Origin of the sequence: Ruminococcus turbiniformis (assembly GCF_020687545.1) — a bacterium.
Lineage (GTDB): Bacteria > Bacillota > Clostridia > Lachnospirales > Lachnospiraceae > Mediterraneibacter > Mediterraneibacter turbiniformis.
Map to the genome: position 1 here is coordinate 26340 of NZ_JAJEQX010000014.1, position 13336 is coordinate 39675.

The 13336-nt window shown below is 47.3% G+C and carries 11 protein-coding genes; all 11 read right to left on the bottom strand.

The window, feature by feature from the left end; all coding sequences use genetic code 11:
• Positions 1 to 124 precede the first annotated feature (124 nt).
• Positions 125 to 2521, bottom strand: coding sequence for a VirB4-like conjugal transfer ATPase, CD1110 family (locus tag LKD70_RS09095; RefSeq protein WP_227707711.1), 2397 nt, complete (start codon positions 2519 to 2521; stop codon positions 125 to 127).
• Positions 2518 to 2910 (bottom strand): PrgI family protein, encoded by a 393-nt coding sequence (locus LKD70_RS09100; RefSeq protein WP_227707712.1) that lies wholly within the window; start codon positions 2908 to 2910, stop codon positions 2518 to 2520. Before LKD70_RS09100 ends, LKD70_RS09095 begins: the two co-directional genes overlap by 4 nt.
• Before the next feature lie 138 nt (positions 2911 to 3048).
• Entirely contained in the window at positions 3049 to 3969 is a 921-nt protein-coding gene (locus LKD70_RS09105) for a hypothetical protein (protein WP_227707713.1), read from the bottom strand.
• A 51-nt stretch (positions 3970 to 4020) separates the two neighbouring features.
• Positions 4021 to 4509: a hypothetical protein gene (locus LKD70_RS09110; RefSeq protein WP_227707714.1), complete on the bottom strand. Its 489-nt coding sequence runs from the start codon at positions 4507 to 4509 to the stop codon at positions 4021 to 4023.
• Positions 4510 to 4903: 394 nt separating this feature from the next.
• Positions 4904 to 5590, bottom strand: a complete 687-nt coding sequence (locus tag LKD70_RS09115; protein WP_227707715.1) for a hypothetical protein — start codon at positions 5588 to 5590, stop codon at positions 4904 to 4906.
• The gene (locus LKD70_RS09120; RefSeq protein WP_227707716.1) at positions 5575 to 6585 is read right to left on the bottom strand and encodes a hypothetical protein; all 1011 of its coding nucleotides are present in this window, start codon (positions 6583 to 6585) and stop codon (positions 5575 to 5577) included. Before LKD70_RS09120 ends, LKD70_RS09115 begins: the two co-directional genes overlap by 16 nt.
• Positions 6586 to 6590: 5 nt before the next feature.
• A complete protein-coding gene (locus tag LKD70_RS09125; RefSeq protein ID WP_227707717.1) occupies positions 6591 to 6878 on the bottom strand; it encodes a hypothetical protein in 288 nt (95 codons plus the stop codon).
• Positions 6879 to 7126: 248 nt separating this feature from the next.
• Positions 7127 to 8140 (bottom strand): transposase, encoded by a 1014-nt coding sequence (locus LKD70_RS09130; RefSeq protein ID WP_320442597.1) that lies wholly within the window; start codon positions 8138 to 8140, stop codon positions 7127 to 7129.
• A 22-nt stretch (positions 8141 to 8162) separates the two neighbouring features.
• Positions 8163 to 8819 (bottom strand): hypothetical protein, encoded by a 657-nt coding sequence (locus LKD70_RS09135; RefSeq protein WP_227707718.1) that lies wholly within the window; start codon positions 8817 to 8819, stop codon positions 8163 to 8165.
• A 27-nt stretch (positions 8820 to 8846) separates the two neighbouring features.
• A complete protein-coding gene (locus LKD70_RS09140; RefSeq protein WP_227707719.1) occupies positions 8847 to 9980 on the bottom strand; it encodes a ParM/StbA family protein in 1134 nt (377 codons plus the stop codon).
• A gap of 130 nt (positions 9981 to 10110) precedes the next feature.
• The gene (locus LKD70_RS18635; RefSeq protein WP_227707720.1) at positions 10111 to 13068 is read right to left on the bottom strand and encodes a phage tail tip lysozyme; all 2958 of its coding nucleotides are present in this window, start codon (positions 13066 to 13068) and stop codon (positions 10111 to 10113) included.
• Positions 13069 to 13336: the final 268 nt, after the last annotated feature.

The following is a 13336-nucleotide window of genomic DNA, read 5'->3' on the forward strand; positions in this document are numbered from 1 at the left end:
GAAGGAATTGCCCATCCTCCTTTCCTATAATATTCGGCAGGGTGCTTTGCCTCGCCTGCCCCTGCTCAGGACTGTGTATTAACGTGCGCCAGGGCGGACCAGCCACCCTGGCAGGTTGAGGATCTTATGTCTCGGATGGTTTTGTCGTCATCAGTTTATACAGCTTTGTATCTTTCGGGAACGAATCATTCAGCGGAATAATCTCATTCTCAATCCATAACAGCCCCATACCCGGCTTCGCTGCATTGATATAACGCTGTTCCTCTGTGCTGATATTAAGCATGTCAGAGAGCTGCTGGCGGTTCATTGCCGTCTGGCCCAGGATCACTACAATAGAACTGGTGTTGATGATGGTACGTGCTTCTTCACTTTTCATCATGTCTTCCACGTTCTGCGTAATGGCCGTCGGGATTCCATTCCATTTTCTGGCACGTTTCCAGATCTGGGCTATGTAAGAAGCAGATGTCTGTGTATTCATCATCAGATAGAACTCATCGATATAGATCCATGTGCTTTTCCCTTCCGCTTTATTCTGGATCATTTTATTCCAGATATGGTCAAAACAGATCTGCAACCCGAGTTCTTTCAGCCCCGGGCCAATGTCCCTGATATTAAATACGGTAAAGCGGTTGTTGATCTCCATATTGGTATGTCCGGAAAAGATGTCAAGCCCGCCTTTTACATACCGTTCCAGCGAAAGAGCGAGTGTCTGCGCATCCTGTGATGGCATCATCATGAGCTCGTTGTAAAAATCGAGTAATGTCGGCGCATGTTCTGTATCTATGTCTTTTCCAGTCATTTTCAGGTAATTGACATAATCATCATAAATTGATGTCGCACATTTATCTATGATTGAGAGGTCCATCGGTGAAAGCCCAAGCTTTCCGCCGATCATAATATCGCAGATTGTTTGGATGAACCCTGTTTTTAATTTAACGGGATTCTCATTTTCCTCTGCGTTTTTCAGATTAAGATCAAACGGATTCAGACGGTAGTTAGATCCTGCCGCGAGCTTGATTTCCGCCCCGCCGAACGCCCTTGCGAGAGGCGCATAGTCAATTCCCTCCGGATCAATTACATAAACTTCATCATTCGGGTTTGCAAGGAGCACGTTGATAATCTCACGTTTCGCAGAAAATGATTTCCCGGCCCCGGGCATTCCGAGGATGCATCCGTTCGGATTAAATAAGGAATGCTTCCGGTCAAAAAAGATCATATTGCGGCTCGCTGCGTTTAACCCGTAATAAATCCCGGTCGGCTGGTTGATCTCACGGACGTTAAACGGGATAATCGCGCCAATTGAATTGGATGTCATAAGTCTCTGGATCTCAAGCTGGTTATTTCCGATCGGAAGGGATGAATTGAATCCCTGTTCCTGTTGCATGGAAAGAGGCTTGATTGTGACAAGGCATTTCGCAGCCAGGGTTTTCAGCTCTTTTTCAAACTGCCCGAGTTCCTCCATTGTCGCGGCAAAAACCGTGATCACGATATTTGTTACAAAGAGCCGGTTATTGTCTTTGGAAAGCCCGTCAATCAGTTCCTTTGCCTCCTCTTTTGCATCTTGGGTGTCTGGGCTGATCAGGGACGGGTCGTAACCGCTTCTGGATGCCTTCTTCTGCGTCTCAAGGATGGCAGCCGCAATATTTGTCCGCTGGTTCCTGATCAGCTTTATTGCTTCATCGTCCGGGATTGCATTGAAATAAGCGCTTACAATCATATTGGCGGGAAGGGAGGAAAGATCCGACATCATGGATGCCTTGAGCCAGGTCGGGTAGTTGGAAATATAGTAGCACCGTGCGTACATGTTGCCGATCATAAAATCGGAGGATTTGAACTCCATCCCCGACGGGGCAATCAGATCTTTTGTCGTAATTCCTTGATTTGCCAGATTTTCCAGGCTGAACGATTCTGATTCATACCCATCGTAGATTCGTTTTTGGCATAGCGGAACTACTGAATCCTGATTGTAGATCGAGTTCAATAATTCCAATCTGTCTACGGTATCCATCGGCTCCGCAGGATGCTGGGTAATAGATTTGATCCCTTCATCTACGGTATGATCCATCTGCCCGAACCTTTCATACGCTTTAAGTGGGTCCTCATCTTCGATGGTAAGGGTCAGTATTTTTATACTTTCAAGGTTATTTTTTGCCACAGACAGATTCTTCACCAGCATTTGGTTATATTCCGACCTGTAGCCATCAAGCCCATCACCAGCCATCTTAATCAGGACTTTATCCTGGAACTGCATAATATCAATTGTTTTGTTGTAGATTGTGATTTCCGCTGTTGTTCCCTGTGGGAGGGAACTGATAAACTCACTGTACCCTCCGGCTATTCTCCACTGATTTTGTGTAGATGCAGTCTTAAAGTTTGCTTCCGGGAGTAGATAGCTTTTGGAAAAGACTCCCGGACGGACTTCCATGATCCCATCTTTGTAGACTGCTTCGTAAGGGATGCTTTCCTCAATCGTTTTTGGAATATGCATCTGCTCTTTTTTCTTTGCCTTTCTTAACTTCATTTAAACGCCTTAACCCCCTTTTTCTCGGCTTTTTCGCGGTTTTTCTTTAAATTCTTTTCAGATATTTTTTTTTCGTCTTTGTAGATAACGTTCTTTGCTTTGCGCTTAGTCGGCACAAGGAACGAACGCAGCAGGACAGATTTCAGGTATTTCTCCAGCGGGATCCCCTGCGGCTCTACCCATCCGAATGCTGCAATTGGTATATCAATGAAAATCAGGGCGTATATCATAAAATCGCCGGTAAGGTCAAACGGCACGAATACCAAGCTGTAAAGCAGGATATCGGATGCGGCCATTATGGCAAGACAGATTAACTGTCTGGCTGTAAACGGCCCGATCAATTTGGCCTTATAGGCCCGTATATCTTTCGGAATTTTTGCGTCTATCATAGAAATCTCCATTCCGCCGCCTTCCCGTTGGCGGCATAGTTGTCTTTTTTACAGGTTTGGACGGCAGCACCTTTTGGAAGGCTCATTCCTCTGCCGTCCTCTGTTTTCTGTTTTTTTATCAACAGGTTGAGTCATTGGCTAAACCCCTACTACATCTCCGGATATCTGTCCGGCCTTAAACATTGCGCCTATCGTGGAAAGCTGGATGGCAATTGCCGCAATCGCGACTGACCCGGACAGCATCTCAGAAGCATTCGCAACGGTCAGCGCATCCCCAATAGAGGGTACGAGTACTAGGATTACGTTTGCCTGAATCAGAGAGGAAGCATAAAGGATAATTAACATCGCGAAAAAGGTAAGCCCTTCCCTTACAAACTTTTTCAGGTAAAGGATTCCCGCACTGCGTGTCCCCTCGTCGAATAATTGGACAACACCGATTGGTGACATGATCGCCCTTGCAATGAGGGCAATTGCGCTGCTGATGGCAATTAAGTAGGCAACAGCTTTTGCAAGCCAGCCGAAGAACTTGATAACAAAACTCAGCAGGAATAGTCCCATATGCTCAAGATAACTTCCGATGGAAGATTCAAATTCACTTTCGAAGGCATCCTGCACTTCTGAGTAAGCCGGCCATACAGAGGGGTCGCTGTTCCCGTCATCGGGGAAGAATTCCAGGACGGATGAATATGGGTTCCCCGTGCCTGCATTCATGGACTCAACAGCTATGTCGTATAAGCCCGAAACCAGCTGGAACAGGAAGATGATGATTTCCTTCAGGTAGATCAGTACGATCATTGCGATAACGTAACGGATCAAAACAAGCACTAGCTGCTCAAAGGAAAGCATCTCCCTGGAAAACCGTCCTGACAGGTCAACATATAGGAAGATGGTCATACATGCCGCACCAATTGCCAGGAAGATATCAATAAAGCCCCCGATCTGTGACATCGTAAATATTTCCCGCAGCGCATCCATGATCGTCCCTATAAAATCTGCAACATCTGTAATAAGGGAGCCTGCAAAAAGGACGCTCAAAGCGTCAAAAATAGTACTTCCCATAACTTGTCAGAGGGCAGGAGTTTCCCGCCCTCCTCTCCTTCCTCCTTTGAATTACTGCAGGTAAGATAACAGGTCGAATGTTTCGACAACCTGCGGGAAAGCGATCAGGAAAGCGGAAACGATACACAATGTAGCGGCTCGTTGTTTCGTATCCGGATCGTCATTCTTAAACCCTAAAATCATCTGGCCAATACCGAAAGCTAACAGCAGGATTCCTACGCCAATGAAAATCGTGCCAAGCTGCTCAATGGCATTTTCGAGAAGGTCCGCAACAATGGCCTGCGCCGCAAAGACAGAACGGACTGGCAGCAATACGGATGCTGTGATAAAGAACACTGCATTCAGGAATAAAATCGGCGAATGAAATACGTCAATCCCGGAAACCGCAATCATTCTGGCGGGAATGGATAAGGCTGCCGTAATAAAGAGGGAGAGCATGACGATATTGGATACTGACTGTTTCCCATGTACTGGTTCCACTTCCGGCACCAATTCCACACTGGATTCATGCATTCCGAATTTACGAGTTTCCTTAGTCATTTTCCACGACTCCTTTCTATGATTTCTTGTACAGCCCCATCCGAGAAAAACGGATGATTTTGCTGTCGTTATAAATTGGTTAAGTTGACCAGCCCAAGGATGCAGGAGCATGAGCAAAGGCAGACAAGGGACAAAACATCGTAAATCCGTATATAGATACTGTAAAATTGGCGCAAAAAAGGAGCCCTAATCAGGCTCCGTAAAGTTTCTTCCGCACTTGCATAGTAGCTGAAGAGCTTGTCATTTCACGGACATGCTCAATGACAGAAAAAATCCCCTTTTTGGGAAACCATGTGTTCGCTGTTGTCATACAGTCCTGAGAACATCTTTTTTTCTTCAAAAAATATTTTTCATGGGTTCCCTGCCCACATAAAAAATGGGGAAACCCAGTATCTCACGCCTCCCTTTCCTGTTTCCTATGGTGATAAATTGCCTGCCCCAGGCCGAACTGGGCCAGGCTGATCACTGCAGCACCTAAAAATGTCCCAAAGTTATATTGTGCCGCCAGGATCAGGATCACGCACTGTGCAATGTACTGGGTCCATAATTTTTTTGAAATCTGTTCAGTCCCCAGAACAAACACGAACAAGATGATAATTAGGATGATCGCATACAATAGCGAAGCGGGATGGATGACTTTATGTACAGAAATCTGATCCAGTGTCGAAAAGAGTTTTTCGTATAACATGGATGGTTGTACTCCTTCAAAAATGGAAGGGTCTTCCAGATAGTACAGATATGAGGCGATTTCCGCATCGCTGGGATTTTTTAGTCCGCTTACGTTAAGGAACCCATCCATGTAGTCCCCCGACTGCCTTAGGATCGTACATACGGTATCAAGGGCTGTCGTCACTCTCTCGTGGATGACAGGGATATCACGGGTCATGGCAGAAAGGGAAATCAGATAAATTCCCTCCGGGATCAGGAAAACATTTTTCACCCGCGCGCGGAACAATAGAAGTAAGAGTGAAAATGCCCCTGACGCAAAGAAGATTGTAAAAATGAGGTTATCCGATATATTCCCAGTGACTGATAAGATAGCTTCCCATACCCTGTCATTTAAAATTAATAACGGTTCCATTTATCTTCTCCATAAATCACATTGCATACCTTAGCGTAGTAGGATGCTTCCTCTTTAATCTGGCTAAAACTAGATTCCGAAACCTTCAATGCAAGGTCCGGCTTTACACAGATCCAGGACTGCATGGCTTCCTCTGCGTTTTCGCTTTTCAGGACGATCGTCATAAATTGAAAGCAGCAGGATGGCGTCAATTCTGCCTTCAGTTCATGATTCATATGCCGGTTCAGCCTTGTGCGGAGCAAATAGATCAGAGTTGCCTTGGCTCTTTCAGTGTCGTGCAGGTCATCCGGTTTTTGTGTCGGACGGGTCTCTACCGTTTTATCTTCACTATCTTCCCCTGGCTTCTGCCTTTTGGGCGGGGCACTCCTTTTCTTTCTCTCGCCATGCTCGCCCTTAGCATCCGTTCTCTTTGCCCCCTTGGCTGGTGTTTCCTCCTGTTTCTGTATCAGGGCTACCGGGGATCTGCCAGCATCCCATCGTGGATCTTCCTCCGGCATGGTCGGCTCATGCTGCTGGATTGGGTCTTCCGGTGGTTCCTTATCCCGTACAGGTCTCCCGCCTTCCTGGATTTCACCTTCATTTGAAAATCCACTGAATACCGTCATCATGTAAGGGACAGGAGCTTCCTCCTGTTTGCGCTTCAGCTTAATCCTGTTAACCCCAAATGTTTTATTTGCCCCCACCCCAGAACAGAAAGTAAGAAGCTGGTCACACAACTTCTCATAAAATGGTTCCATGGACGGGCCTATAAAATAGATATTTTCATCCCCAGAGCATTCATTGACCAGCCGTTTTAAGATTTCATTTTCATCTTTCTGGATCACAGTGTCCCTTCCATTGAGGAAATAAATTACATTCTCCTTCATTTCAGGAGGATTCCCCTCCTCACACACAAGGTAGATCCGGTCCAGATCTGTCATTTTCCCGACACAGGTTGTGCTTGAAAGGTCATCCGGGGAAACAAGGAATATCCTTTCTTTATTTCTTTTCGACATCTGGCTTATTCATCCTCCGGCTGTAAAAACTCACTCATATCTAACTCAATATGTTCCCTTGGCGGGACGACTTTGAATCCATCCGCCACTAATACATGTTTTTCTATCTGGTCATCCGAAAGAGAAATCCCATGGCCTTTCGCGCTGAACATCCTGTTATAATATTGTGGTTCCCCGTTGTTATTTATATCAGTTACAACAGTTACAAACATTGGGATCCGGTACTTCTGGCAAAGCAGAAGCAGCTCATCCGCTTTATTTAATACTTCGAATACATAATCTTTCTTTTCCAATGTCCATTCTCCTCTCCTATCCCAAAGTCAACTACCCCGACCCGTAAAGGGATCAGGGCTTGCTAAAGGCTCCCTGCCCTAAACAGTTTCCTGGATTTGTGTCTCGCCCATCTGGTCCTAACGTAAGTCTCCCAGACTGCGCTTTTGCATGCGTTCCCCGGTACAGGGGACTGCGGACACATCGCCGGGTGGTTGACAGCACCCGTTTTTTTGGCTCCTCCCAGGGCATGCCTGGCAGGAAAATGTTTTTAATTCGTTTTTCGTGGCCCAAACCGGGGATTTGAGTCACCGGAAATATACAGCGTCCCAAGAAGCTGTATATTCATTGCACCTACACGGTCGTCGTTGGAACGGTAGCCGTAGCAGTCACAGGCATATTCATGCTGCATATGGCGGCGGTTCTCCTTCCGGATCCGTCCGCATTTCGGGCATCTCTGTGAAGTATAGGCTGCATCGAACTTCATGACTTCAGAGCCGGCGGCATGTGCTTTGTAAGCGAGATGCTGCTCCAGCTGGAAGAAGGACCAGGTTCTCAGGTCCTTACGCCCTTTGGCGTTCCGGTTGGAAAGAGTCTCTTCCGCAAAGCTGACGCCGGTCAGGTCTTCCAAAGCAAACAGCGTGCCTTCCCCGTATTGTTTGACGAGTGTCTTTGATATCTGGTGGTTGACATCAGACATCCAGCGGTTCTCTCGCCCGGAAATACGCCGGAGCGCACGTCTTGCGGATTTTGTGCCTTTTGCCTGGAGCTGGCTGCGGACGTTCTGGAAAGTGTCCCGTTTTGCCATGATCCGGGAACCGTCCATAAATTTGGTTTTCCCTGCTTCATCGTAAACGACTGCAAGGAAGCGCAGGCCACGGTCGCTGCCGACGACATGCGTCACAGAAGCAGGGGCAAATTCGCAGCTGCTTTCTTTCCTCATGGGGATGTGGAAATACCATTCTCCCTTCAGGGAAACAAGTTTTCCGGTGTCAAATGCCCATGTGCCGTCAAAGTACTCTTTAAAACACTCCGGCACGTCAAAGGATACCTTTATGCGTTGCCCAAGCGTATTCAGAGAAAGCAGCTTTCCCCCGGTGTCCTGGTCGGACACAAAAGAGTAATCCCGTCCCCGCACCAGGTCCGCCTGGGGACGGGTGAAATGGATTGGCTGCCACAGCCACTCCAGGGTACGCGGGATCGAGTGCCATTTACCGGCATCATCTTTGTAACGGTACGGCTTCTGGAGGAGCTGTTCCCGGACGGTTTTGTAACGTGCGGTCACTGTCTTAAATATAGACTGTGCCTTATATGATAGATGTAAAAAGATCCGTCAGGTCCTCCTCATTTAAGTCTTCCTGCGGAACATGGCCTTCCTTTTCCGCTGTTCTTTCCTCTGTTTCTGTTTTTAAAAAGGATCCGGATCCATTTGGTTCTTTATAAAACGAATCTGCCTGCTCCGTCGGATCCGGTGGTGGGCTTTGTCCTTGATGATTTGATCTTTCTTTTTTTGATAACGCGCTTCCTTTTTTGCGCGACGTGCTTTTCTCTTGTTTCTTCGTGAACGCTGCCGCATTTGCCATGCGCTTCCCCGCCCTTAAAAATTCATAATTGGAGCTGGGAAAATCCACGCACGGGATACAAAGATAAAGCCTCAGGATTGATTTCAGGAAGCAATTCCTGCGGCGCGGCGGGACTTGGGAGATCAGTTCAAGGATCCCCGCATCTTTTGCCGGATCCAATTTCAGGTACCGATGGAGGAAGGCTTTGTGGAATTCTGTTTTCTTCTCCCTTTTTTGCGGGAGTTTAATAGCAAAAACGTCCTGTTGGCAATATGCCGACAGGGAACAGTACAGCGCTTTGCAAAAATCAAATTCATATTCCTCCAGTATTTCATAAAGATCCGCATCGTGGGCACGATATATCCGTAAATGGATCCGAACCATAGCCTCACCCTCTTTCATGTCGCATCAAAAATGCCTTTTCTGTGGTTATTTCGATACCATGTAGCGATACATATAATAGCCGCGTACATTGGAATAGATCATTGGGATCTTATCGTTGTTAAGGTTCCCTGGCAGGATAACCAATGATTTCATTCCGGAAAGGTACTTCTGGATTTTTTCCATCCATGCAGCCCCCGTCCCCCCTGTCACAATCAGGTATTGGTAATCGCGGAAGGAACTGGTGATGCTTTTGGCTTTGTTGATCGCCGTTTGGAATACTTTGTCGTTCGCTTCCTCCAGGAAGGGCGCAATAGGTTTTTCTTCTTCTTGCATCGTATCCTCATTTAAGCAGATAATAGTTCCGGCAGTAAGCTTCTTTTGCAATGCCTGAAGGCGGATATCCTCACCCGTCTGTTTTAAGATCTGCGCAGACGTCTCACTTAGGACCTGTTTCATTCCAATCTCATCAATGCTGTCCCGACACACAATTGCCCGGTTTTTGATCCCATAAAAATCAAAGGTTCCAAACCCGATATCCATGACAAGGACATTGCTGAACAGTAACGACCGTGCATCCTTTGTATATTTCCCGTCATTCTGGATTAAAACAGAATACAGGGATCCTGCCGGCTGCGCCATAACGAAAATGTTGTCCTTTTTGATCTCCAATCCGTATTCTTTCCATTTCCCGTCCCCGATCCGGAGTTCGAATCTTGCAGGCTTTGACAGTGCTTTTTTTATCTCTGGTGTATCTGCCGTTTCATAGGCAGAAGGCAGCCCTGTCTGGATCAGGATCTCCCGGTTGTCCGTTTTGTACTCCAGGGCCATTGCAATTGCTGCGTTACAGAGGATCTGGAAATTGCGGTTCCCATACCGCTTCCTGGAATATAATTCCCCATCCGTATCATTCGTTTCAAGGGAGCCTGCCATGTTCTGCGCGGAATAACCCATGATATATAATTCTCCTGTTTTTAAATCACGGTAGAGGATGTCTTCCCCGGACGGGAACATCAATTCCTGGTCAAGCCTCCGGACATAGGATGGGAAACAAAAGTATCCGGATTCATGGCAGCATTTCATTGAGGAATATCCGGCGTCGAGGCCAATAATATAGTGGTTTCCTTTTGGGTTTTGTGCCCTGCGGATTTCCTGCCGTGTGCGGAATTTTGCTGTTTGCATATATTTCAACCTCCTTTGACTCCTCATTAATATGGTTGTGTTCATCTTACCTTGAAATTCCTGTTCAGGCTTTTTGCAGACGGGAAGAACCCCATACAGCTTCCGCCATATGAGGTTCCGGAAAATATCATTATTCGAAACGGACAAATTTGTCCGCCCGTACAGTGCTGATGCAAACCGGCACTCCATCCTGTTGTGCCTCGATCATCTGATTGTTCCCTATATAGATCCCAACATGTCCCGATGTGCAGCAAATATCTCCCGGCTCAGGTGTATAGACGGTTGTCCCCTGTGCTGCCTGCTCTTCTGCCGTCCGTGGGATCGAAATACCTGCTGCCTGGTAGCAGTATTGTACCAAACCTGAGCAGTCAAATGAATCTGGTCCGGTTGCCCCATACACATAAGGCTTCCCGAGCTGCGCATAGGCTGTGTCTACGATCGCCTGGGCTGTCGTAGATGATGCCTCCGTCCCTTTATACATTTCATAAAAACTGTGGGCATAATTTATTCTTTCTTGCATAGCTGGAACTGATGCACGGGTAAATGTACGCTCAAAGATCTCCGTTGCAGTATCTATATCAGTCATTGCCTTAAATTCTTCTACGGTTACAGGATCGGGCCACCATGTAACAGTGCCATTATCATAGGTATAAGTCCCATGCCCGGTATAAGTAGAAAACACCTGGGGCATTTCAATGATAATGAAATCGAGCTGGCACTCCAGGTCTGTCCACTCCTTGCCCTGGGAATTTGCGTATTCTGACATTGTAAGCCACCGTCCCGTCCCAAGGTTATAATTCTCCCACTGTGCAATTCCAGCAGCAGGGCCTGCGCCATTCCCTTGAATCCTTGTAGGATCCAAGCCTGATTCCCGCATAAGATTACCCATGATTGCTGCAGTAGATTCCTCCGAAAATCCGGCTGACCGGAAATAATTCCAAACCTGTTGTGATGTTTCTGTACCTGACAGTACGCCGAAATTATCCTGAAGCGAGCAGTTAAATAATTCATTGAAGTAGTAAGTCGTAAGTGTCACATCGGCATCCGTCACATTATAAGGCTCGCCGTTCTCATCTGTGTAGGTGTATACATGGGTAACAATGCTCGTTGTGTGTGAGCCGTTATATAGCCGGCGTATGTAATCGCGGACTTCATCTTCACCGGCGCTTTCAAGGTCGAAATCATAGTAGACAGTAGCCATGCACAATAGCTCTGCCGCATTGGTTGTCTGGTTGATCGGGTAGGACGGCTGGTTTTCTTCCAGGGCATAGACGTCAGCATCCTTTACGTCCTGGTATGTAACCGTAACGTTCCGGTATCTGGAGCTTAAGCTTGCAATCTCCTGGTTCTGTTCCTCATAAGATTCTTCAATTTGGTTGATTGCAGCGTCTATGATTGTTTCCTCATGCGCGGTAAAGTCAAACGCGGAAATGATCGCCATGATTGCCGCCATAATCAGGATGATAAGAAGGACGATTCCAACGACAACGGAGAGCCCGATCACAAGGAAACTGGATATGGTATAAACCGTAGTCATAACGACGCTGACGGCCCGCGCGATCACCGACCCTACTGCATTTGGGATCCGTAGTACTTTTCCGGCTACACGGATCGGCTTTTTCAGGAATGTCCGGTTCAGCCTTTCTGTGATGTTCCTTTTCAGGTTCTGGGTTGCCCGTTTCCTCCAGGCACGTACTCCAAACGGGTCATGGCGGAACCGCTGGAAGCGGTCACGATGCCTGCTGTAGCCTTTGGAGAGCCGTTCTGCCCCGGTTTTTACGGTATCGGCAGTTTTCTTGGTGGTCTGGAACCCTTTGCCCTGCTTGATGCTATCCGGCAGGTGTTTCGCGGCTTTTCCGGCAGCCCATGCCGCAGCTTTCGCTCCCTGAAGGGCAGCGATCCTTGCCGTTTTCCCGACGGACCGGATTAGATAGAGCGCAGCACGCAAAGTTGCCTTGGACCGAAGCGCAATCTGATATGCAAGATAGAGGCCATACCCTCCGTCAGTTTGGCGCAAATACCTTCCGATCCATCTCCTTCCTGCCATGGAAAATCCCCTGAGGCGTTTGTTCCTTCCTAAGAGGACCTGTGCATGCATCCCGTCACGGTAAACCGTTTTTATCAGTTCCCTTAATTCTTCCGGGAGGTTTTTGTTGTCCCTGAGAAAACGCATCGCGTTATACAGCCCGACTTTCCCAGTCCCACGGATCACTGTACCATATTCTTTCTTTAAATACGCATTGATCCCTTGTTGTAACTGCAGGAGATCTTTCTTTTTCGTAATGCTCCAGTCAATCCCGTATCTGGCCCGCATGGACTTTCCGCCTGCTTTTTCAAGGAAGTCATTATAGCGGTTGATGTTCCGGGTCAAGTTCTTTTCTAAAGAGTGCGCCAGTTGGATCCTTGCGTTGTCCGCAATTACAACTGAGGACGTGACCAATGTGTCATAAGTCAGTTCACCGCCCTTGCGGGCATCAGTCCCATAGGTTGTGATATCAATCAGATACCGGATTGTAGATTTTACGGATAGCTTTTCCAGATCCGAAAACCGGAACATTTTTGTGCCATGGGAACGGAACTTCTGCATATCAAGTTTCCCGTCTGTAATGATCTCGTTTAACGCAGCATTCTCGCCATCCGCAGCCACCTCAGCCTCATTTTCCTGCTGCTGCATGGAATAGATGCTGAAAGCGGAAGCAGGCACAATCCTGTTTCCGTCCAGAGCCACCTTTTTTTTCCAGGCTTTTGGCCCCCCTGTAAAGCGGTTTGCTGCTTGCTCAAACTTTGTCTCCCTGGCATGCCCTTTCTGGAAATGGGTGCTCTCCTGTTCCCATGCATAGTTAGCATGTCCAGTGTCGTCCGGTAAATGCTGCCTGAATCCGGTATTTCTGCTTGAATTCTCCAGATGTGAAATGTCAGTGTTCTTATCGGTTTTCCCGGATGTATTCTCTTTTGGCTGCCACGGATTGTTTCCATCAATAGTGGAATGTCCGGGCGCACTTCCGGAGGAGAAAGAAGGACTCCCATAATTCCCTTTCCCGCCGAGCCCCCGGCTTTTCGCTTCAAACATTTTCTGTGCGTCAAGCACATTTCTATTGACTCCCAAAAAACCTGGCCCGGTCCGAAATTGCTCATGATTTTGGTCATGGCTGTTGTCTTTTTTTTCATGGAAAGATGGCCCATGTCCTGAATGTTGGCCATCAGGACTCTCCATGGTATGGGCCATTATATTATGATGATCTCCATTATCCCGCCCGTGATTAAGGTTTGTCTCTTTGTCCTGCTCCTTTTTCTGCGCAGACGATATATAATCGGGACGATAGCCGGAACTGTTATAAGGGCTGGATACGCTTTCC

Coding starts and splice junctions, on each gene's coding strand:
- LKD70_RS09115 (WP_227707715.1), bottom strand. CDS start 5,590: ATGGAACCGTTATTAATTTTAAATGACAGGGTATGGGAAGCTATCTTA.
- LKD70_RS09140 (WP_227707719.1), bottom strand. CDS start 9,980: ATGCAAACAGCAAAATTCCGCACACGGCAGGAAATCCGCAGGGCACAA.
- LKD70_RS09120 (WP_227707716.1), bottom strand. CDS start 6,585: ATGTCGAAAAGAAATAAAGAAAGGATATTCCTTGTTTCCCCGGATGAC.
- LKD70_RS09095 (WP_227707711.1), bottom strand. CDS start 2,521: ATGAAGTTAAGAAAGGCAAAGAAAAAAGAGCAGATGCATATTCCAAAA.
- LKD70_RS09110 (WP_227707714.1), bottom strand. CDS start 4,509: ATGACTAAGGAAACTCGTAAATTCGGAATGCATGAATCCAGTGTGGAA.
- LKD70_RS09100 (WP_227707712.1), bottom strand. CDS start 2,910: ATGATAGACGCAAAAATTCCGAAAGATATACGGGCCTATAAGGCCAAA.
- LKD70_RS09135 (WP_227707718.1), bottom strand. CDS start 8,819: ATGAAAGAGGGTGAGGCTATGGTTCGGATCCATTTACGGATATATCGT.
- LKD70_RS09105 (WP_227707713.1), bottom strand. CDS start 3,969: ATGGGAAGTACTATTTTTGACGCTTTGAGCGTCCTTTTTGCAGGCTCC.